This is a genomic window from Variovorax sp. W2I14 (assembly GCF_050435205.1).
GTDB lineage: Bacteria > Pseudomonadota > Gammaproteobacteria > Burkholderiales > Burkholderiaceae_C > Variovorax > Variovorax paradoxus_C.
In genome coordinates this window covers 3,742,989-3,762,044 of the sequence record NZ_JBNDJX010000001.1, presented here as the reverse complement: position 1 = coordinate 3,762,044, position 19,056 = coordinate 3,742,989, and the positions used below count along the sequence as shown (strand labels likewise).

The window sequence follows — 19,056 nt, the reverse complement described above, 5'->3', positions numbered from 1 at the left end:
AAATCCCCAGCCCGGCTATGGGCGCGCAGCGCCCGGCCGAGGCGCCCCACCCGATGAATGCTCCGACTGCGTTGAACACGCTGTTGGCACAGGCCGCAGAGCCTGTCCGACTGCGCGAGATCCCGTACAACTACACCAGCTTCTCCGATCGCGAGATCGTGATTCGCCTGCTGGGCGAACGTGGCTGGGAACTGCTCCAGACCCTGCGCGCCGAGCGCCGCACCGGCCGATCGGCGCGCATGCTCTACGAAGTGCTCGGCGACATCTGGGTGGTGCAGCGCAACCCCTACCTCGTCGACGACCTGCTGGACAATCCGCGCCGCCGCGGCCAACTGGTCGAGGCGCTCAAGCACCGCCTGGCCGAAGTCCAGAAGCGCCGCACCCCCGACAGCGACATGCCGCGCGACCAACTGGTCGGCGAACTCACCGCGCTGGTCGGCGATGCGGTCGCCGCCTTCGACACCAAGTTCCGCGACGTCGCGGCGCTGCGCCGCAAGGCCACGCGCGTGCTGGGCCGGCTCACCGCCAAGGACAACATCAAGTTCGACGGGCTTTCCCGCGTGTCGCACGTGACCGATGCGACCGACTGGCGCGTGGAGTACCCGTTCGTCGTGCTGTGCCCCGACACCGAGGCCGAGATGGCGCTTCTGGTCAAGGGCTGCATCGAGCTGGGCCTGACGATCATTCCGCGCGGGGGCGGCACCGGTTACACCGGCGGCGCGATTCCGCTGACCTGGAACAGCGTCGTCATCAACACCGAGAAGCTTGAGGCGATGACCGAGGTCGAGCACATGCCGCTGCCCGGCCTTGCCGACCCCGTGCCGACCATCTGGACCGAAGCCGGCGTCGTCACGCAGCGCGTGGCCGATGCGGCCGAGCGCGCGGGTTTCGTGTTCGCGGTCGACCCGACCTCCGCCGAAGCCTCGTGCGTCGGCGGCAACGTCGCGATGAACGCCGGCGGCAAGAAGGCCGTGCTCTGGGGCACGGCGCTGGACAACCTCGCCTCGTGGCGCATGGTCACGCCGCAGGCCGAATGGCTCGAAGTCACGCGCATCGGCCACAACCTGGGCAAGATCCACGACGCCGAGAGCGCCCTGTTCGAGCTGCAGTACTTTGCGGCCGACGGCAAGACCAAACTGCGCACCGAGCGCCTCGACATCCCCGGCCGCACCTTCCGCAAGGAAGGTCTCGGCAAGGACGTGACCGACAAGTTCCTCTCGGGCCTGCCGGGCATCCAGAAGGAAGGCTGCGACGGCCTCATCACCAGTTGCCGCTGGGTGGTGCACAAGATGCCGTCGCACACGCGCACCGTGTGCCTCGAATTCTTCGGCAACGCGAAGGACGCGGTGCCCAGCATCGTCGAGATCAAGGATTTCATGTTCGCCGAGCAGAAGCGCTCGGGCGTGCTGCTGGCCGGCCTGGAGCACCTGGACGACCGCTACCTCAAGGCTGTGGGCTACGCCACGAAATCGAAGAAGCACGGCGGCCTGCCGAAGATGGTGCTGTTCGGCGACATCGCGGGCGACGATGCCGATGCGGTGGCGCGCGTCACTTCGGAAGTGGTGCGCATCGCCAACTCGCGCAGCGGCGAAGGCTTCATCGCCATCAGCCCCGAGGCGCGCAAGAAATTCTGGCTCGACCGCAAGCGCACGGCCGCCATCAGCAAGCACACCAACGCCTTCAAGATCAACGAAGACGTGGTGATCCCGCTGCCGCGCATGGCCGAGTACAGCGACGGCATCGAGCGCATCAACATCGAGCTGTCGCTGCAGAACAAGCTCGCGTTGACCGACGAGCTCGAAACCTTCCTCACGCGCGGCAACCTGCCGCTGGGCAAGACCGACGACGCGCACGAGATCCCGGCCGCCGAGCTGCTCGAAGACCGCGTGGCGCAGGCCGTGGCGCTGGTGCACGAGGTGCGTGCGCTGTGGGCGAGTTGGCTCGAGAACGTCGATTCGCTGTTCCCGCAACTGCAGGACCACAGCCTGCGCGCGAGCTGGAAGACGCAACTGCGCCAGCCGCTGCAGGAAATTTTCTCGGGTGCCGAGTTCGCGCCGATCCTGGCCGAATGCACGGCCATCCACAAGCGCGTGCTCAAGGGTCGCGTGTGGGTCGCGCTGCACATGCACGCGGGCGACGGCAACGTGCACACCAACATCCCCGTGAACAGCGACAACTACGACATGCTGCAGACCGCGCATGCGGCGGTGGTGCGCATCATGGCGCTGGCGCGCAGCCTCGACGGCGTGATCTCGGGCGAGCACGGCATCGGCATCACGAAGCTCGAGTTCCTGAGCGACGAAGAGCTGCGTCCCTTCACCGAATACAAGGCCCGCGTCGACCCCGAGGGCCGTTTCAACAAGGGCAAGCTGCTGCGCGCGCCGGCGGGCGAGGCGGTCACGCTGCACGCCGACCTGACCAACGCCTACACACCGAGCTTCGGCCTCATGGGGCACGAGTCGCTGATCATGCAGCAGAGCGATATCGGCGCCATCGCCGACAGCGTGAAGGACTGCCTGCGTTGCGGCAAGTGCAAGCCGGTGTGCGCCACGCACGTGCCGCGCGCCAACCTGCTCTACAGCCCGCGCAACAAGATCCTCGCGACCTCGCTGCTGGTCGAGGCCTTCCTCTACGAGGAGCAGACCCGGCGCGGCATCAGCATCAAGCATTGGGAAGAGTTCGAGGACGTGGCCGACCACTGCACCGTGTGCCACAAGTGCCTGACGCCGTGCCCTGTGAAGATCGACTTCGGCGACGTGTCGATGAACATGCGCAACCTGCTGCGCAAGATGGGGCAGAAGAGCTTCCGTCCCGGCAACGCGGCCGCGATGTTCTTTCTCAACGCGACGAATCCGCAGACCATCAAGGCGGTGCGCGCGGGCATGGTGGGCATCGGCTTCAAGGCGCAGCGCCTGGCCAACGACCTGCTGCGCGGCCTCGCGAAGAAGCAGACCGCGGCGCCCCCGGCCACGCTGGGCCCGGCACCGGTCAAGGAGCAGGTGATCCACTTCATCAACAAGAAGATGCCGGGCAACCTGCCGAAGAAGACGGCGCGCGCGCTGCTCGACATCGAGGATGCGGACTACGTGCCGATCATCCGCAACCCGAAGGCGACCACCTCGGAAACCGAGGCGGTCTTCTACTTCCCGGGGTGCGGCTCGGAGCGCCTGTTCTCGCAGGTGGGCCTGGCCACACAGGCGATGCTCTGGCACGCCGGCGTGCAGACAGTGCTGCCGCCGGGCTACCTGTGCTGCGGCTATCCGCAACGCGGCAGCGGCCAGTTCGACAAGGCCGAGAAGATGATCACGGATAACCGCGTGCTCTTCCATCGCGTGGCCAACACGCTCAACTACCTGGACATCAAGACGGTGGTGGTGAGCTGCGGCACCTGCTACGACCAGCTGCAGGGCTACCAGTTCGACAAGATCTTCCCGGGCTGCCGGATCATCGATATCCACGAGTACCTGCTTGAGAAGGGCATCACGTTGGCTGGTGCGGGCGGTGGCGGTTACCTCTATCACGACCCCTGCCACTCGCCGATGAAGCTGCAGGACCCGATGAAGACGGTGAAGGCGCTGGTCGGCGACAACGTCCTCAAGAACGACCGCTGCTGCGGCGAGTCGGGCACGCTGGGCGTGTCGCGGCCGGACATTTCGACGCAGATCCGCTTCCGCAAGGAAGAAGAACTGAAGAAGGGTGAGGCTGAGCTGCGCGAGAGCGGAGCCGTCGGCGCCAAGGACAACGTCAAGATTCTCACCAGCTGCCCGAGCTGCCTGCAGGGCCTCTCGCGCTACGGCAACGACCTGAACAACGGCCTGCTCGAAGCCGACTACATCGTGGTCGAGATGGCCAACAAGATCCTGGGCGACGACTGGATGCCGAACTACGTGGCCGCGGCCAACCAGGGCGGCATCGAGCGGGTATTGGTATGACGGCGCAACAAGGCTGCCCCTTCTGCGAAGGCCCTGGTGGCCGCGTCGTGTTCGAGGGCGCGAAGCTGCGCGTGATTCATGCGGAGGAGGCGGGCTTCCCGGCTTTCTATCGCGTGATCTGGCGCGAGCATGCGCCGGAATTTTCCGATCTCGATGTCGCGGACCGCGTGCTGTGCATGGAGGCGGTGACCGCGGTCGAGCAGTGCATGCGCGAGCAGTTGAAGCCGACCAAGATCAACCTCGCCGCGCTCGGCAACATGGTGCCGCACCTGCACTGGCACGTGATCGCGCGGTTTGAGTGGGACAGCCACTTTCCTTCGCCGTTCTGGGCGGCTGCGCAACGCGCGGCGCCGGTCGATCGCGTGGCGGAACTGCAGGCGCTGCTGCCGGAGCTCGAGGCCGAAATGGTCCGCCGGCTGGTGCTGCTGCCGGGCTGAACGCGGGGGGCGATGGCGCCTCAGCGCGCGGCGGCCGTGCGCGTCGTCGCCAGCTTGCGGTTCGCGCAGGTCTCCTTGAATTCCGGCGTGGCGCGCATCTCCTTCGAGAAGCGCTTCGATGCGACGCTGCCATCGCGGCACACACGGTCCAGTTCGGCCTGCGCGTCGCGGTTGCCCGCTTGCGATGCATGGGCCAGCACGCGCAGTGCGTGGATGGGCAGCGCGGACGGCAGGCCGCTCGATGCGGTCGTCGCTTCGGTTTTCGCCGGGGATGTGGCCGGCCTTGCCGTCTCGTTCACCGGCAGTGTGCGGCCCGAGCCCGCCGATGTGGGCAGGCGCTCGACCGCGGTGAAGTCGCCGCTCTTGCCCGCGCGTTCGACCATCTGGCGGTAGCTGTCCATCATTCGTGACGTATCCTTGGGCGTCAGGTCCTTCGCGGGCTTTGCGAGATAGGCCGCGACCTCGGGCGGCAGCGCGGCGTTCACTGCGCTGAATTCGGGGCCCGCAGTCCGCGTCCCGAACTGTGCGGCATGCGCCGCGTCGTCGCCCAGCGCTGCTGCGCCTTTGCCGGCAACACCCGCCACGCCTGTTGCGCTCTCCGCTGCGACGGCGCCTGCACCTACCGCCGCACCCTTGCCAGCCGTACCCGCCGCCTTGCCGGCGGTTGCGGCCTTGCCTGCTGCCTTTCCGAGCAAGCCCAAGAAGGCATGCGCCGGCACGACGGTGCCTGCCGCCAGCGCGGCGCAGAGGACAAGTGCTGCCCAGTTCGGGCGCGATGATCGATGGCGTTGAAGTGTCTGCATGCCGCAATGCTAAGCGCTGGTATTCGTGGGCCCAGGCGCATGCAAGCGCAGCCGCGCGGCATACTGCGCGCCTCCCGAAAATTTCCGAACGGAATCCCATGGCAGGCTTGAAACCAGGCGCCCCGACGCCGCAATCGATCACCGTGCACGGCCAGTCGCGCGTGCTCGAAGTGGGCTTCTCGGACGGCGCGACCTTCCGCATTCCGTTCGAGCTCATGCGCATCTACTCGCCCTCGGCCGAAGTGCAGGGCCACGGCCCGGGCCAGGAAGTGCTGCAGACAGGCAAGCGCGACGTGGAGCTGGGCGACCTCGAACCGGTCGGCAACTACGCCGTGCAGCCGACTTTCAGCGATGGTCACAACACCGGCATCTATTCATGGGACCTGCTCTACGAACTCGGCGCGAACCAGGCCGACCTGTGGGCGCAGTACGAGCGAAGGCTGGCCGAGGCGGGCGTCGATCGCGATGCGCCGATGATCGACAAGGGCGGGTCTGCGTGCAGCAGCCACTGACGCCCCAAATTTCGTTGGGTGCTATTGAAAAGATAGCTCTGTAGACAGCAGGGACGGGCGTTGCAGCGCCTCTTCATTTGAAGAAAAAGCAACAAATGCCCGCCGTGGGTGCGGGGTCGTCGGCTTGATGTGTAGGCTTCCGGCCTAACATCGGTTGCATGAGTACAACCCACTTCGGCTTCGAGAAAGTCGACGAAAGCGAGAAGGCGCAACGTGTCCGCGGCGTCTTCGATTCGGTGGCGTCGCGCTACGACGTCATGAACGACCTGATGTCCGTAGGCCTGCACCGCGCGTGGAAGGCCTATACCGTGATGGTGGCGAACGTGGGCGAAGGCTCGCGCGTCCTCGACATCGCGGGCGGCACCGGCGACCTCGCGCTCGCCTTCTCGAAGAAGGTCGGCGCCACCGGCCAGGTGGTTCACACCGACATCAACGAAGCCATGCTGAGCACCGGCCGCGACCGTCTGCTCGATGCCGGCGTCGCACTGCCCACGCTGGTTTGCGATGCCGAGAAGCTGCCGTTTCCCGATGACCATTTCGACGTCGTGACCGTGGCCTTCGGCCTTCGCAACATGACGCACAAGGACATCGCGCTCAAGGAAATGAACCGCGTGCTCAAGCCGCGCGGCAAGCTCCTCGTGCTCGAGTTCTCCAAGATCGCCAAGCCGCTCACCAAGGCTTACGACTGGTACTCCTTCAACGTGCTGCCACGCCTTGGCAAGCTCGTGGCCGGCGACGACGCGAGCTATCGCTACCTGGCCGAATCCATCCGCATGCATCCCTCGCAAGAGGAGCTCAAGACCCTCATGAAAGAGGGCGGTTTCGGACATGTGGACTATCACAACATGACGGGTGGCATTGCTGCCCTGCATGTTGGAATCAAGTGTTGATTGAAGCGAATTTTTCGCTCTAGAGGAGACGACATGAAAAGTTTGAGTTCTTTGTTTTTGGCGGCTGCGTTGGTGCTCGTGAGCGTGCAGGCCGATGCCGCCCGTGTGGGCGGCGGCAAGTCCCTCGGCCGCCAATCGTCCAACGTGACGCAGCGCCAGTCCACGCCGCCTGCCGCCCCTGCGCAGCAGAACGCGACCAACTCGGCAGCCAAGCCCGCAACGCCTGCGCCCGCCGCTGCTGCACCGAAGCGTCCTTGGGGCGCGATGCTCGGCGGTCTCGCCGCCGGCCTTGGCCTCGCATGGCTCGCGAGTTCGCTCGGCCTGGGCGCCGGCTTCGCCAACATCCTGCTGATCGGTCTGCTGATCTTCGCGGCGCTCGCCGTGTGGCGCATCTTCAAGGCGCGCTCGGCCGCGTCGGGCGGTGCCAACCGCCAGGGCGGCTTCGCATTCCAGGGCGCGGGCGCCAGCCCCTCCAACGCCAGCGCGCCGGCGCAGTACAGCCCGAACAACGTCGGCAACGATGCCTCGGCGCGGCCATGGGAGCGTTCGGCCACGGCTTTCGACGCCACTCCGGCCGACGGTGATCGCCATGGCAGCAGCCTCTCTGCAGCAGGCGCCGCAGCCGGCGGCAGCATGATCGGTTCCGCGCTGGGCGGTTCGCAATCCTGGGGCATCCCCACGGGCTTCGATGTCGACGGTTTCCTCGGGGCCGCCAAGCGCAACTTCGTGACGCTGCAGGACGCATGGGACCGCGCCGACGTGTCGATGCTGCGTTCGATGATGACCGACGAGATGGTCGAGGAAATCCGCACGCAGCTGGCCGACCGTGCAAGCCACACCGGTGGTTCGTCGAACAAGACCGAAGTCGTGATGCTCGATGCCAAGCTGCTCGGCATCGAAGAACTGCCTGACGCCTACATGGCGAGCGTGGAGTTCTCCGGCATGATCCGCGAGGACGCCTCGGCAGGCCCGGGCCCGTTCCGCGAAGTGTGGAACATGACCAAGCCGACCAGCGGCGGTGGCGGCTGGCTGGTTGCCGGCGTGCAAGCGCTGCAGTAAACGGCAGACGTTCGCGGCCGCCGGGCCGCGTACAGAAACGATAATGGGGACATGGCCACACCATCGTCCCCTTTTTCTTTTCTCGGCGACCTCTTCAACCGCATCGGCGAGCGTCTGCAGCCGCCGGACTGGGCGGTCCACGAGATCCAGCACCGCGCGGTCCTGTTCCTCAACCACGTGCTGCAGCAGGAGCCCGAAGCCCAGCAGCGGCTGCTGCGCCAGCAGGGCAGGGTGGTGCGATTCCAGTGGCGCTTCGTGACCATGGAACTGGTCGCCACGCCGGCCGGCCTGCTCGACCTGGCACCCGCAGGTTCCACACCTGAACTCACCCTCACCGTTACCGACGATTCCCCCTTCGAGATCGCCCGCGCCACGCTGCGCGGCGACAAGCCGTCGGTGCAGATCGTCGGCGACGTGCAACTGGCCGCCGAAGTCAACTGGCTGGTCGACCATGTGCGCTGGGACGTCGAGGACGACCTCGCACGCGTGATCGGCGATGTGCCCGCGCACACCCTGGGCAATGGCGTGCGGCGCGTGGTGACGGCGCTTCGCCAGTTCGTCGGCGACCGCACGGCCAAGGCCGGCGGTTCGGCGGGCCAGGCCGAATGAGGCGCTTCTACCGCGGCCTGTTCATCGTCTGGGTCGCGCTGCGCTACGGCCTGGACGAGCTCGTGCTTACGAGTTTCCAGAAGCCGTGGCTGCGCGTGGTGGCCCGTGTGATTTCCATCGGACGCGACCTCGATGCGCCGCGCGGCCAGCGGCTGCGCGAGGCGCTCGAGCGCCTCGGCCCCATCTTCGTGAAGTTCGGCCAGGTGCTGTCGACACGGCGCGACCTGCTGCCGCCCGATATCGCCGACGAACTCGCCTTCCTTCAGGACCGCGTGCCGCCGTTCCCCTCGGCAGTGGCCATTGCCACCATCGAGCGCGCGTTCCGCCGGCCGGTGGGCGATGTGTTCGTGCAATTCGACGAGACGCCGATCGCGAGCGCATCGATCGCCCAGGTGCACTTCGCGACCATCCGGACCAACGACGGCGAGATCCGCGATGTGGCGGTGAAGGTGCTGCGCCCGAGCATGCGCGGCATCATCGAGAAGGACCTGGCGCTCATGGCCATGATGGCCGGCTGGGTCGAGAAGCTCTCGCCCGACGGCAAGCGCCTGAAGCCGCGCGAGGTGGTCGGTGAGTTCGACAAGTACCTGCATGACGAGCTTGACCTGGTGCGGGAGGCCGCCAACGCGGCCCAGCTGCGCCGCAACATGGCCGAGCTCGATCTGGTGCTGATTCCCGAGATGTTCTGGGACTTCTGCCACCCCGAGGTGATCGTGATGGAGCGCATGAACGGCGTGCCCATTGCCCAGCTCGACCGCCTGCGCGCGGCCGGCGTCGACATTCCCAAGCTCGCGCGCGACGGCGTCACGATCTTCTTCACCCAGGTGTTTCGCGACGGCTTCTTCCACGCCGACATGCACCCGGGCAACATCCAAGTGAGCCTGGCGCCCGAGACCTTCGGGCGCTACATCTCGCTGGATTTCGGGATCATCGGCACCCTCACCGAATCGGACAAGGAATACCTCGCGCAGAACTTCGTGGCCTTCTTCCGGCGCGACTACAAGCGCGTGGCCGAGCTGCACCTGGAAAGCGGCTGGGTGCCCGAGGGCACACGCATCGACGAGCTGGAGGCGGCGATCCGCACCGTCTGCGAGCCGTACTTCGACCGGCCGCTGAAGGAAATCTCGCTCGGCATGGTGCTGATGCGTCTGTTCCAGACCTCGCGCCGCTTCCACGTGGAAATCCAGCCGCAGTTGGTATTGCTGCAGAAGACGCTGCTCAACATCGAGGGCCTGGGCCGCCAGCTCGATCCCGAACTCGACCTCTGGCACACGGCCAAGCCTTTCCTCGAAAAGTGGATGGTCGACCAGATCGGGCCGAAGAAGCTGCTGCAGCAACTCAAGGCCGAAGCGCCGCGCTACGCAAAATTGCTGCCGCAATTACCTCGATTGCTTCACGATTTCCTGGAAAATCGGCCGCCCGATCATCGCCGCGAGTTGCTCGAACTGCTGGCCGCTCAAAAGCGCACCAACAGGCTGCTCCAGACCATCATTTACGGTGGCATAGGTTTTGTATTGGGGTTGCTCGCCATGCAATTGCTGGTGCGTGTGAAGTTGTTCTAGAGGAGATTCCCCCGTGCTGCTGACGTTGGTTGTCGTCTATCTGCTGGTCACCATCGCCATCGGGCTCTATGCCGCCAAGCGGGTGAAGAACACCACCGACTTCGCCATCGCCGGGCGGCACCTGCCGCTCTTCATGATCGTGACGACCACCTTCGCGACCTGGTTCGGGTCCGAAACGGTGCTCGGCATCCCGGCCAAGTTCATCGAGGGCGGGCTGAACGGCGTGGTGGAAGACCCGTTCGGCGCCGGCACCTGCCTGATCCTGGTGGGCCTGTTCTTCGCGGGCAAGCTCTACCGCATGACGCTGCTGACCATCAGCGACTACTACCGCGAGCGCTACGGCCGCACCGTGGAAGTGGCCTGCACGCTGATCATCATGCTGAGCTACCTGGGCTGGGTCTCGGCGCAGGTCACGGCGCTGGGGCTGGTGTTCAACGTGCTGTCGGCGGGCGCCATCAGCATTCCGCTGGGCATGGTGATCGGGGTGGTCTCGATCCTGGCCTACACGCTCTTCGGCGGCATGTGGTCGGTGGCGGTGACCGACTTCATCCAGATGATCATCCTGGTCGCCGGCCTCGCGATCATCGCGATGTTCGCGGGCAACATGGCCGGCGGCGCTGACAAGGTGGTGGCCTTCGCGGTCAGCAAGGACCTCTTCAAGTTCTGGCCCGAACCCAACTGGCACGACATGGTGTTCTTCTTCGCGGCCGCCATCACGATGATGCTGGGCTCCATTCCGCAGCAGGACGTGTTCCAGCGCGTGATGTCGGCCAACAGCGTGAAGGCCGCGACCCGCGGGCCGGTGATCGGCGGCGTGGCGTACATCCTCTTCGCCTTCGTGCCGATGTTCCTCGTGGCCAGTGCGCTCCTGATCATGCCGGACGAGGTGGCCGTGCTGCTGAAGGAAGATCCGCAGAAGGTGCTGCCCACGCTGGTGCTGCAGAAGATGCCGTTCGTGATGCAGGTGCTGTTCTTCGGTGCGCTGCTGTCGGCCATCAAGTCGACCGCCTCGGCCACGCTGCTGGCCCCGAGCGTCACCTTCACCGAGAACATCTGGCGCCAGTTCCGCCCCTCGGGCACCGACCGCCAGAACCTGATGACGATGCGCATCACGGTGCTGGTGTTCAGCGCGGCCGTGCTGGCCTACGCGATCCGCATGCAGGGCACGCCGATTTACGAACTGGTGTCGGACGCCTACCAGGTGCCGCTGGTGGGGGCCTTCGTGCCGCTGGTGTGCGGGCTGTACTGGCGCCGTGCCACCACGCAGGGGGCGGTGGCGTCGATCCTGCTGGGCATCGGCACCTGGCTGTTGTTCCTGGCGTTGCCCTGGGGCGCCGTTTTTCCTGCGCAGTTGGCGGGCGTTCTGGCCTCGTTCACCGGCATGGTGACCGGCTCGCTGCTGCCGCAGTGGGTAGCGAACACTCACACGCCGCATCGGCCGCTGGCCACCGAAGCGGCCTGAGAGCGCCCCGGCGGCGGGGTGGGCCCTTATAATCGAGGGCTTTGCGAGCGGCAGCTGCGCCGCTTCTGGACCCTATTTCCCCATGCCCATCTACGCCTACAAGTGCAGCGCCTGCGGCTTTGCCAAGGACGCTTTGCAGAAGATGTCCGACGCGCCCCTCACGGTGTGCCCGGCGTGCGGCGCCAGCGCTTTCGAAAAGCAGGTGACGGCCGCCGGTTTCCAGCTCAAGGGATCGGGCTGGTACGTGACCGATTTCCGCGAAGGCGGCGGCAAGAAGGCCGAGCCGGCCACTGCTCCCGCAGCGAGCGAGGGCGCCAAGTCCGCCGACTCTTCATCTTCTTCCTCCAGCGCCGCCGCGCCGAGCCCTGCTCCTGCCCCGGCGCCCGCTCCCGCCCCGGCTCCTGCCGCCAAGAGCGGCGACTGAGACCCCGTCCATGCTCGCCCTGCGCAAATGGTTGTTCTCCGGCTTGCTGGTGATTGTTCCGCTGTTCATCACCTTGGCGGTGCTGAAGTGGATCATCGACACGCTGGACCAGACGCTCTGGGTGCTGCCGGCCGTCTGGCAGAAGTGGCTGTTCGAGAACAACATCCGCGGCCTGGGCGTGCTGCTCACGCTGGCGATCCTGCTGGTGGTCGGCGCCATCGCGAGCAACTTCGTCGGCAAGCGCCTGCTCGGCTGGGGCGATGCTGTGGTGCGGCGCATTCCGGTCGTGCGCTCGATCTATTCGAGCGTCAAGCAGGTGTCGGACACGCTGTTCTCCGAGAACGGCAATGCATTCCGCACAGCGGTGCTGATCCAGTGGCCGCGCGAAAACGTGTGGACCATCGCCTTCGTGACCGGCGCGCCGGGCAACGAAGTGGCCGAGCACCTGAGCACCGAGGAATTCCTCAGCGTCTACGTGCCGACCACGCCCAATCCCACGGGCGGCTACTTCGTCATGCTCCGCCGCAGCGACTGCGTCGAACTGAAGATGAGCGTGGACGAAGCGCTCAAGTACATCGTCTCGATGGGGGTGGTCGTTCCAGGCGGCCCCGCCACGGTGGCGATCAAGCCATCCAACTCATAAAAACGAACGCGCCACGACGGCGCCGGAAGTCATCCCTATGGCCATGCGTACTCACTATTGCGGTCTTGTGACCGAAGCCCTGTTGGGCCAGACCGTCACCCTGTGCGGGTGGGTCAACCGTCGCCGCGACCACGGCGGCGTGATCTTCATCGACGTGCGCGACCGCGAAGGTTACGTGCAGGTCGTGTGCGACCCCGATCGCGCCTCCACCTTCGCCGTGGCCGAGAACCTGCGCAACGAGTTCTGCGTGCAGATCACCGGCCTCGTGCGCTCGCGCCCCGAGGGCACGACCAACGACAGCCTCAAGAGCGGCAAGATCGAAGTGCTGTGCCACGAGCTGAAGGTGCTCAACCCGTCGGTCACGCCGCCGTTCCTGCTGGACGACGACAACCTCTCGGAAACCACCCGCCTCACGCACCGCGTGCTCGACCTGCGCCGTCCGGCCATGCAGCGCAACATGATGCTGCGCTACAAGGTGACGATGGAAACGCGCAAGTTCCTCGATGCCAACGGCTTCATCGACATCGAGACGCCGATGCTCGGCAAGTCCACGCCCGAAGGCGCGCGCGACTACCTCGTGCCCAGCCGCGTGCACGACGGCAGTTTCTTCGCGCTGCCGCAGTCGCCCCAGCTCTTCAAGCAACTCTTGATGGTGGCCGGCTACGACCGCTATTACCAGATCGTGAAGTGCTTCCGCGACGAAGACCTGCGCGCCGACCGCCAGCCCGAATTCACGCAGATCGACATCGAGACCTCGTTCCTCGCCGAAGAGGAAATCCGCGAGATGTTCGAAGGAATGATCCGCAACGTGTTCCGCAACGCCGCGGGCATCGACCTGCCGGTGTTCCCGACCATGACGTACGGCGATGCGATGTTCAAGTACGGCTCGGACAAGCCCGATCTGCGCGTGAAGCTCGAATTCACCGAACTCACCGAACTCATGAAGCGCGTGGAATTCAAGGTGTTCTCGAACGCCGCGACGCAAAAGGACGGCCGCGTGGTCGCATTGCGCGTGCCCGGTGGCGGTGGCGAGGGCGGCCTGTCGCGCGGTGAAATCGACGCGTATCAAGAGTTCGTCAAGATCTACGGCGCCAAGGGCCTGGCCTACATCAAGGTGAACGACGCGCAAGCCGGCCGCGAAGGCCTGCAGAGCCCGATCGTGAAGAACCTGGACGACAACACGCTGGCCGAGATCATCGCCCGCACGGGTGCGCGCAACGGCGACATCCTGTTCTTCGGCGCCGACAAGGAAAAGGTCGTCAACGACGCCATCGGCGCGCTGCGCGTGAAGATCGGCCACAGCGCCTTCGGCAAGAAGAGCGGCCTGTTCGACGACCGGTGGGCGCCGCTCTGGGTGGTCGACTTCCCGATGTTCGAGTTCGACGAGGAAGGCCAGCGCTGGAGCGCCGTGCACCACCCGTTCACCGCGCCGAAGGACGGCCATGAAGACCTCATGGACACCGCGCCCGAGAAGTGCATTGCCAAGGCCTACGACATGGTGCTCAACGGCATCGAGATGGGCGGCGGCTCGGTGCGTATCCACCGCGAGGAAGTGCAGAGCAAGGTGTTCCGTGCGCTGAAGATCAGCGCTGAGGACGCACAGCTCAAGTTCGGCTTCCTGCTCGACGCGCTGCAGTACGGCGCCCCACCGCACGGCGGCATCGCCATCGGCCTGGACCGCCTGGTCATGCTGATGACCGGCGCCGAGTCGATCCGCGACGTGATCGCCTTCCCCAAGACCCAGCGCGCGCAAGACCTGCTGACGCAGGCGCCGAGCCCGGTCGACGAGAAGCAACTGCGCGAACTGCACATCAAACTGCGCAACACGCCGCAAGCCGCAGCCTGAGGCCGGCGGCAGGTTGGAGCGGGCAGGGTAATTGGCTAAAATGGCTAATTACTCCCCGGAGCCAGCCATGCAGATCACCGCCACCGAAGCCAAGAACCGATTCGGCTACTACCTCGGCCAAGCCGAGCGCGAACCGGTGCATGTGATGAAGAACGACCGCGTGGCGGTCGTTCTTGTTTCCGCTGCGCGTTTTGCGGAACTCGAAGCGCTGGAGCAAAAGAAATCGATGGCTCAGCGCAAGCGCGAGTTCAATGCGCAATACAAGGAATGGATCGCCGCACAGAACGAACTGGTGGAGAAACACGGGCTGTGGTGCGAGGGCATGGTTGCCTGGCAGGATGCACCTTGAATGGCACAGTTCGACATCTACGAGAATCCTCGGCTCGAAGCGCGCCGGACGGTTCCCTACGTCGTTGACGTACAAAGCGGCCTGCTAGATCATCTATCGACGCGCCTTGTCGTTCCCGTATTTCGCGTCGGTGCGCGCCAGGCGCCGGGCAACCTGTGCCCGACCGTGGAAATGGACGGAGAGACTTTGTCTTTGATGCCGCACTTGGCTGCCCCTCTGTCAGCAAGACTTCTCAAGCAACCAGTCGCCTCGCTTGCGCCCCGCGCTAGTGAGGTGGCAGCCGCATTGGATGCTGTGCTCAGTGGGTTCTGACACGCGCCCCTTCAAGATCCCTGAATCGGTGCTGGTCGTGATCCACACGCCGGCGCTCGACGTGCTGCTGATCCGGCGTGCCGATGCCCACGAGTTCTGGCAATCGGTCACCGGCAGCAAGGATGCGGTCGATGAGCCTCTCGCGCTCACCGCTGTCCGCGAGGTGGCCGAGGAAACCGGCATCGAATGCGGCGAGGGCACCGCGCTGGCTTCGAAGCTGATCGACTGGCAACTGAGCAACATCTACGAGATTTATCCAGGCTGGCGCGCGCGTTATGAGCCCGGTGTCACGCATAACACCGAGCACCTGTTCGGCCTCTGCGTGCCTGAGCGCCTGACGCCCCGTCTCGCGCCGCGCGAGCACACCGACTGGCAATGGCTGCCGTACCGCGAGGCGGCCGATGCATGCTTTTCCCCATCGAACGCCGAAGCCATTCTGTTGCTGCCAGAATTTGTGCGATGAACCAGCCGCCAGCCGCATCCGCAGCCAACAACCTCCGGGTCGCGACCTACAACATCCATAAAGGTGTGCAGGGCATCGGGCCCGCCCGGCGGCTCGAGATCCACAACCTCGGCCACGCCATCGAGCAGCTCGACGCCGACATCGTCTGCCTGCAGGAAGTGCGCAAGATGAACCGCCAGGCCGCCGCCCGCTTCGCGCGCTGGCCCGAGCTGCCGCAGGCCGACTTCCTCGCGCCTGAGGGCTACACCGCCGTCTACGAAACCAACGCCGTCACGCGCCATGGCGAGCACGGCAATGCGCTGCTCACGCGCTGGCCGGTGATTCGCACCGGCCACCAGGACATCTCGGACCACCGCTTCGAACAGCGCGGACTGCTGCACGTGGTGATCGAAGTCGAGGGGCAGCCGGTGCATGCGATCGTGGTGCACCTGGGCCTCATCAAGGGCAGCCGCGTGCGGCAGATCGCGCGCCTACGCGAATTCATCGATCGCGAAGTGCCGGCCCATGAGGCCGTGGTCGTGGCTGGCGATTTCAACGACTGGGGCGCGCGCATGCGCTACGCCATGAACGCGATGGGCCTGCGCGATGCCAGCGACCTGCGCGGCCCGCGCACGCTCACCTATCCTTCGCGGCTGCCGGTGGCGCAGCTCGATTTCGTCTACGGCCGCAAGCTCGAGCCGCTTTCCTGCACTGTCCCGCGCGGCCCGATCTGGGCGCGGATGTCCGATCACCTCCCGTTGGTAGCTGACTTCACGCTACCTAATTGATAGCATTGCTCCAAGAAGGGACGGGCGTTACAGCCCGAATGTCCTGGAGCCATTCACTGGTACGATCCCCGCCATGCTGAGGAAAACCGACGTCGAACCGCTCCCCGATCGAAAAGACGATGACGAGGGCACGCCCGTCTCCGTCAAGATCCGCGAGCGCCTGAATGCAGCGCGAAAGCGCTTCAATGCCAACGACAACATCGCCGAGTTCATCCAGCCGGGTGAACTTGAGTCGCTGCTCGACGAGGTCGAGGTCAAGATGAAGGCCGTGCTCGAGAGCCTCGTCATCGACGTGGCGAACGACCACAACACCGACAACACCGCGCGCCGCGTCGCCAAGATGTACCTGAACGAGGTGTTCCGCGGCCGCTACGTACCGCCGCCTCCGCTCACCGAGTTCCCCAACGCCGAGCATCTGAACGAGCTGATGATCGTCGGCCCGATCACCGTGCGCAGCGCCTGCTCGCACCACTTCTGCCCGATCATCGGCAAGCTCTGGATCGGCGTGATGCCCAACGAGCACACGAACGTGATCGGCCTGTCGAAGTACGCGCGCCTGGCCGAATGGGTCATGGGCCGTCCGCAGATCCAGGAAGAGGCGGTGGTGCAACTGGCCGACCTGATCCAGGAAAAGACGCAACCCGACGGCCTCGCGCTCGTCATGGAAGCCGAGCACTTCTGCATGGCCTGGCGCGGCGTGAAGGAGATGGACAGCAAGATGATCAACTCCGTCATGCGCGGCGTATTCCTCAAGGACCCGAGCCTGCGCCGCGAATTCCTTTCCCTCTTGCCCCGAAAGAGCTGAACATGCTGGTCCGTCTTCTCTACGCAAGCCGCGCCGTCGACACCAGCCCCGCGGCCATCGAGGCGATCCTCACGAAATCGCGCACGCACAACCCGGCGTGTGGCATCACCGGCATCCTCTGCTACGGTGCCGGCACCTTCCTGCAGGCGATCGAAGGTGGGCGCGACGCCATCAGCGATCTGTACGGCCACATTCAGCGCGATGCGCGCCACAAGGACGTGGTGCTGCTGCATTACGAAGAAATCTCCGAGCGCCGTTTCGGCGGCTGGACGATGGGGCAGGTCAACCTCTCGAAGCTCAATGCCTCGACGCTGCTCAAGTACTCCGAGAAGCCCGAACTCGACCCGTACAAGGTCTCGGGCAAGGTCTCGCTGGCACTGCTCGAAGAACTGATGGCCACCGCCGCCATCGTCGGCCGCCACTGATCCCGGTTCCACCGGGTGCCACTCTCCGCCTTCGCACTGATCCTGCTGGCCGGGGTCATTCACGCCAGCTGGAACATCGCCGCCAAGAAGGCGAACGGCGACGCGCGCTTCGCGTTCCAGAGCGGTGTGTTCATGGCCGTGGTGTGGGCGCCCGTGGGCATCACGCTCGGCTGGAGCGTCGTGCCGACCTGGGGCGTGAAGGAGTGGGGCTTCATCGCGCTGAGCGGCGTGCTGCACGTCTTCTATTACGTCATTCTTCTGCGCGGCTACCGCAAATCCGATCTCACCGTGGTCTATCCGCTGGCGCGCGGCTCGGGGCCGCTGCTGTCGTCGCTGGTCGCGATCCTGTTCCTCGGCGAGAAGATCAGCTTGGTCGGCGTGGCCGGCATCTTCGGCGTGGTGCTCGGCGTGTTCCTCGTGGCCGGCGGCCCGCGCCTCTTTCACAGGAAGCATGACCCTGTGCAGCGCGAGCGCGTGCAGAAAGGCATCCGCTACGGCGTGCTGACCGGCGCCTTCATCGCCGCCTACACCGTGACCGACAGCTATGCGGTCAAGTTCCTCGCGATGTCGCCGATCCTGCTCGATTACATGAGCAACTTCGTGCGTCTCGCACTGCTGCTTCCCGCCGCGCTGCAGGACCGTGCCACAACCGCGCGCATGTGGCGCGAGCAATGGAAGTACGCGCTGCTGGTGGCGGCGATCAGCCCGGTGTCCTATGTGCTCGTGCTGTATGCGGTGCAGCAGGCGCCGATCTCGCACGTCGCGCCGGCGCGCGAGGTGTCGATGCTGTTCGCCGCATTGATCGGCGGGCACCTGCTGCGCGAAGGCGACCGGCTGCTGCGGCTGTTGGGCGCGCTCTTCATTGCTGCCGGCGTCGTGGCGCTCGCGCTGGGCTGAAGGAAGACGGCCATGCTCTTCGGCTGCGATTTTTCGAGCGCACCGACTACACGCAAACCGATCGTGGTGGCCATCGGTGAGATGGCTGGCGCAGACAGCGTCGCGCTGACCGGCCTGCAGCGCTTCGCGACGCTCGAAGCCTGGGGCCAATGGCTGCTTGATACGCCTTCGTGGGTCGGCGGCTTCGACTTTCCATTCAGCCTGCCGCGCGAACTTGTCGAGCACCTGAAATGGCCGCTCGAATGGGCGCCGCTGATGGCGCACTACGCGAGCCTCGGCCGCGCCGAGATCCGCGATACCTTCGCTGCCTTCTGCGCGGCACGGCCCATTGGCGGCAAGTTCGCGCATCGCGCGGCCGATGCCCCCGCGGGGTCGAGCACGTCGATGAAGTGGGTCAATCCGCCGGTGGCCTTCATGCTGCACGCCGGCGTGCCGCCGCTGCTGGCAGCCGGTGCCAACCTGCCGGGCCTGCATGTGGGCAGCCGCGAGGACCGCATCGCGCTGGAGGCCTACCCGGGCCTGCTGGCGCGCGAGCTGATCGGCCGCCGCAGCTACAAGAGCGACGACCTTGCGAAGCAGACGCCCGAGCGCCTTGCGGCCCGCACCGACCTGCTCGCCGCACTCGAGGCGGGCACGACGCGGCTCGGCCTGCGGCTTCAGCTCGATGCCGATCAGCGCGCCGAATTGCTGGCCGACGCGCGCGGCGATCACATCGATGCGGTGCTGTGTCTCCTGCAGGCCGCCTGGGGCCTGCAGCGCGCCGCAAGCCCCGGTCCGGGCTACGGATTGCCCGTGCAGTTCGATCCGCTGGAGGGATGGATCGTCACGGCTTGAGCTTTGTTGTCCTACACCGCTTCGG

Annotated in this window: 20 protein-coding genes; 19 read left to right on the top strand and 1 reads right to left on the bottom strand. The window is 65.7% G+C overall.

The window, feature by feature from the left end; all coding sequences use genetic code 11:
• The first annotated feature begins 53 nt into the window (after nt 1-53).
• Both QF040_RS17640 and QF040_RS17635 read left to right on the top strand, forming a co-directional pair.
• Entirely contained in the window at nt 54-3,932 is a 3,879-nt protein-coding gene (locus QF040_RS17640) for a DUF3683 domain-containing protein (RefSeq protein ID WP_429612139.1), read from the top strand.
• Nucleotides 3,929-4,369 carry an HIT family protein gene (locus QF040_RS17635; protein ID WP_429612138.1) on the top strand — a complete coding sequence of 147 codons (441 nt, stop codon included), beginning with the start codon at nt 3,929-3,931 and terminating at the stop codon, nt 4,367-4,369. Before QF040_RS17640 ends, QF040_RS17635 begins: the two co-directional genes overlap by 4 nt.
• 20 nt (nt 4,370-4,389) lie before the next feature.
• Here QF040_RS17635 and QF040_RS17630 read toward each other — a convergent pair whose 3' ends face one another.
• Nucleotides 4,390-5,172: a hypothetical protein gene (locus QF040_RS17630; protein ID WP_429612137.1), complete on the bottom strand. Its 783-nt coding sequence runs from the start codon at nt 5,170-5,172 to the stop codon at nt 4,390-4,392.
• 98 nt (nt 5,173-5,270) lie between these two features.
• Here QF040_RS17630 and QF040_RS17625 point away from each other — a divergent pair, with 98 nt between their 5' ends.
• The 17 genes from QF040_RS17625 to QF040_RS17545 all read left to right on the top strand — a co-directional run bounded on the left by QF040_RS17625 (nt 5,271) and on the right by QF040_RS17545 (nt 19,031).
• A complete protein-coding gene (locus QF040_RS17625; RefSeq protein ID WP_429612136.1) occupies nt 5,271-5,684 on the top strand; it encodes a gamma-butyrobetaine hydroxylase-like domain-containing protein in 414 nt (137 codons plus the stop codon).
• A gap of 158 nt (nt 5,685-5,842) precedes the next feature.
• Nucleotides 5,843-6,574, top strand: coding sequence for a bifunctional demethylmenaquinone methyltransferase/2-methoxy-6-polyprenyl-1,4-benzoquinol methylase UbiE (gene ubiE / locus QF040_RS17620; RefSeq protein ID WP_093438975.1), 732 nt, complete (start codon nt 5,843-5,845; stop codon nt 6,572-6,574).
• A 33-nt stretch (nt 6,575-6,607) separates the two neighbouring features.
• A complete protein-coding gene (locus tag QF040_RS17615) occupies nt 6,608-7,633 on the top strand; it encodes a Tim44 domain-containing protein (RefSeq protein ID WP_429612135.1) in 1,026 nt (341 codons plus the stop codon).
• Nucleotides 7,634-7,684: 51 nt separating this feature from the next.
• Nucleotides 7,685-8,242 (top strand): ubiquinone biosynthesis accessory factor UbiJ, encoded by a 558-nt coding sequence (locus tag QF040_RS17610; protein ID WP_013543166.1) that lies wholly within the window; start codon nt 7,685-7,687, stop codon nt 8,240-8,242.
• On the top strand, nt 8,239-9,804 hold the full coding sequence (gene ubiB, locus QF040_RS17605; protein ID WP_307502598.1) for a ubiquinone biosynthesis regulatory protein kinase UbiB: 1,566 nt from the start codon (nt 8,239-8,241) through the stop codon (nt 9,802-9,804). Before QF040_RS17610 ends, ubiB begins: the two co-directional genes overlap by 4 nt.
• Nucleotides 9,805-9,817: 13 nt before the next feature.
• Nucleotides 9,818-11,266, top strand: coding sequence for a sodium:solute symporter family protein (locus QF040_RS17600; RefSeq protein WP_429612134.1), 1,449 nt, complete (start codon nt 9,818-9,820; stop codon nt 11,264-11,266).
• Nucleotides 11,267-11,348: 82 nt separating this feature from the next.
• Entirely contained in the window at nt 11,349-11,690 is a 342-nt protein-coding gene (locus tag QF040_RS17595) for an FmdB family zinc ribbon protein (RefSeq protein WP_429612133.1), read from the top strand.
• A 10-nt stretch (nt 11,691-11,700) separates the two neighbouring features.
• Nucleotides 11,701-12,333: a DUF502 domain-containing protein gene (locus tag QF040_RS17590; protein ID WP_429612132.1), complete on the top strand. Its 633-nt coding sequence runs from the start codon at nt 11,701-11,703 to the stop codon at nt 12,331-12,333.
• A 37-nt stretch (nt 12,334-12,370) separates the two neighbouring features.
• Nucleotides 12,371-14,179 (top strand): aspartate--tRNA ligase, encoded by a 1,809-nt coding sequence (gene aspS / locus QF040_RS17585; protein ID WP_429612131.1) that lies wholly within the window; start codon nt 12,371-12,373, stop codon nt 14,177-14,179.
• Nucleotides 14,180-14,246: 67 nt separating this feature from the next.
• A complete protein-coding gene (locus QF040_RS17580; protein ID WP_307502602.1) occupies nt 14,247-14,528 on the top strand; it encodes a type II toxin-antitoxin system prevent-host-death family antitoxin in 282 nt (93 codons plus the stop codon).
• Nucleotides 14,529-14,840 carry a CcdB family protein gene (locus QF040_RS17575; RefSeq protein ID WP_307698846.1) on the top strand — a complete coding sequence of 104 codons (312 nt, stop codon included), beginning with the start codon at nt 14,529-14,531 and terminating at the stop codon, nt 14,838-14,840. It begins immediately after the preceding gene.
• Nucleotides 14,818-15,303 (top strand): dihydroneopterin triphosphate diphosphatase, encoded by a 486-nt coding sequence (nudB, locus tag QF040_RS17570; protein WP_429612130.1) that lies wholly within the window; start codon nt 14,818-14,820, stop codon nt 15,301-15,303. Before QF040_RS17575 ends, nudB begins: the two co-directional genes overlap by 23 nt.
• Nucleotides 15,300-16,070 carry an endonuclease/exonuclease/phosphatase family protein gene (locus QF040_RS17565; protein ID WP_429612129.1) on the top strand — a complete coding sequence of 257 codons (771 nt, stop codon included), beginning with the start codon at nt 15,300-15,302 and terminating at the stop codon, nt 16,068-16,070. The genes nudB and QF040_RS17565 overlap by 4 nt, the downstream gene beginning before the upstream one ends.
• Before the next feature lie 73 nt (nt 16,071-16,143).
• Nucleotides 16,144-16,875, top strand: coding sequence for a GTP cyclohydrolase I (gene folE / locus QF040_RS17560; RefSeq protein WP_429612128.1), 732 nt, complete (start codon nt 16,144-16,146; stop codon nt 16,873-16,875).
• A 2-nt stretch (nt 16,876-16,877) separates the two neighbouring features.
• Complete coding sequence (locus tag QF040_RS17555) at nt 16,878-17,300, top strand: BLUF domain-containing protein (protein WP_042579580.1); 423 nt, start codon at nt 16,878-16,880, stop codon at nt 17,298-17,300.
• A 15-nt stretch (nt 17,301-17,315) separates the two neighbouring features.
• The gene (locus QF040_RS17550; protein ID WP_429612127.1) at nt 17,316-18,197 is read left to right on the top strand and encodes an EamA family transporter; all 882 of its coding nucleotides are present in this window, start codon (nt 17,316-17,318) and stop codon (nt 18,195-18,197) included.
• Between the two features lie 12 nt (nt 18,198-18,209).
• The gene (locus QF040_RS17545; protein ID WP_429612126.1) at nt 18,210-19,031 is read left to right on the top strand and encodes a DUF429 domain-containing protein; all 822 of its coding nucleotides are present in this window, start codon (nt 18,210-18,212) and stop codon (nt 19,029-19,031) included.
• Nucleotides 19,032-19,056 lie beyond the last annotated feature (25 nt).

Coding starts and splice junctions, on each gene's coding strand:
- QF040_RS17640 (WP_429612139.1), top strand. CDS start 54: ATGAATGCTCCGACTGCGTTGAACACGCTGTTGGCACAGGCCGCAGAG.
- QF040_RS17635 (WP_429612138.1), top strand. CDS start 3,929: ATGACGGCGCAACAAGGCTGCCCCTTCTGCGAAGGCCCTGGTGGCCGC.
- QF040_RS17630 (WP_429612137.1), bottom strand. CDS start 5,172: ATGCAGACACTTCAACGCCATCGATCATCGCGCCCGAACTGGGCAGCA.
- QF040_RS17625 (WP_429612136.1), top strand. CDS start 5,271: ATGGCAGGCTTGAAACCAGGCGCCCCGACGCCGCAATCGATCACCGTG.
- ubiE (WP_093438975.1), top strand. CDS start 5,843: ATGAGTACAACCCACTTCGGCTTCGAGAAAGTCGACGAAAGCGAGAAG.
- QF040_RS17615 (WP_429612135.1), top strand. CDS start 6,608: ATGAAAAGTTTGAGTTCTTTGTTTTTGGCGGCTGCGTTGGTGCTCGTG.
- QF040_RS17610 (WP_013543166.1), top strand. CDS start 7,685: ATGGCCACACCATCGTCCCCTTTTTCTTTTCTCGGCGACCTCTTCAAC.
- ubiB (WP_307502598.1), top strand. CDS start 8,239: ATGAGGCGCTTCTACCGCGGCCTGTTCATCGTCTGGGTCGCGCTGCGC.
- QF040_RS17595 (WP_429612133.1), top strand. CDS start 11,349: ATGCCCATCTACGCCTACAAGTGCAGCGCCTGCGGCTTTGCCAAGGAC.
- QF040_RS17590 (WP_429612132.1), top strand. CDS start 11,701: ATGCTCGCCCTGCGCAAATGGTTGTTCTCCGGCTTGCTGGTGATTGTT.
- aspS (WP_429612131.1), top strand. CDS start 12,371: ATGGCCATGCGTACTCACTATTGCGGTCTTGTGACCGAAGCCCTGTTG.
- QF040_RS17580 (WP_307502602.1), top strand. CDS start 14,247: ATGCAGATCACCGCCACCGAAGCCAAGAACCGATTCGGCTACTACCTC.
- QF040_RS17575 (WP_307698846.1), top strand. CDS start 14,529: ATGGCACAGTTCGACATCTACGAGAATCCTCGGCTCGAAGCGCGCCGG.
- nudB (WP_429612130.1), top strand. CDS start 14,818: ATGCTGTGCTCAGTGGGTTCTGACACGCGCCCCTTCAAGATCCCTGAA.
- QF040_RS17565 (WP_429612129.1), top strand. CDS start 15,300: ATGAACCAGCCGCCAGCCGCATCCGCAGCCAACAACCTCCGGGTCGCG.
- folE (WP_429612128.1), top strand. CDS start 16,144: ATGCTGAGGAAAACCGACGTCGAACCGCTCCCCGATCGAAAAGACGAT.
- QF040_RS17555 (WP_042579580.1), top strand. CDS start 16,878: ATGCTGGTCCGTCTTCTCTACGCAAGCCGCGCCGTCGACACCAGCCCC.
- QF040_RS17545 (WP_429612126.1), top strand. CDS start 18,210: ATGCTCTTCGGCTGCGATTTTTCGAGCGCACCGACTACACGCAAACCG.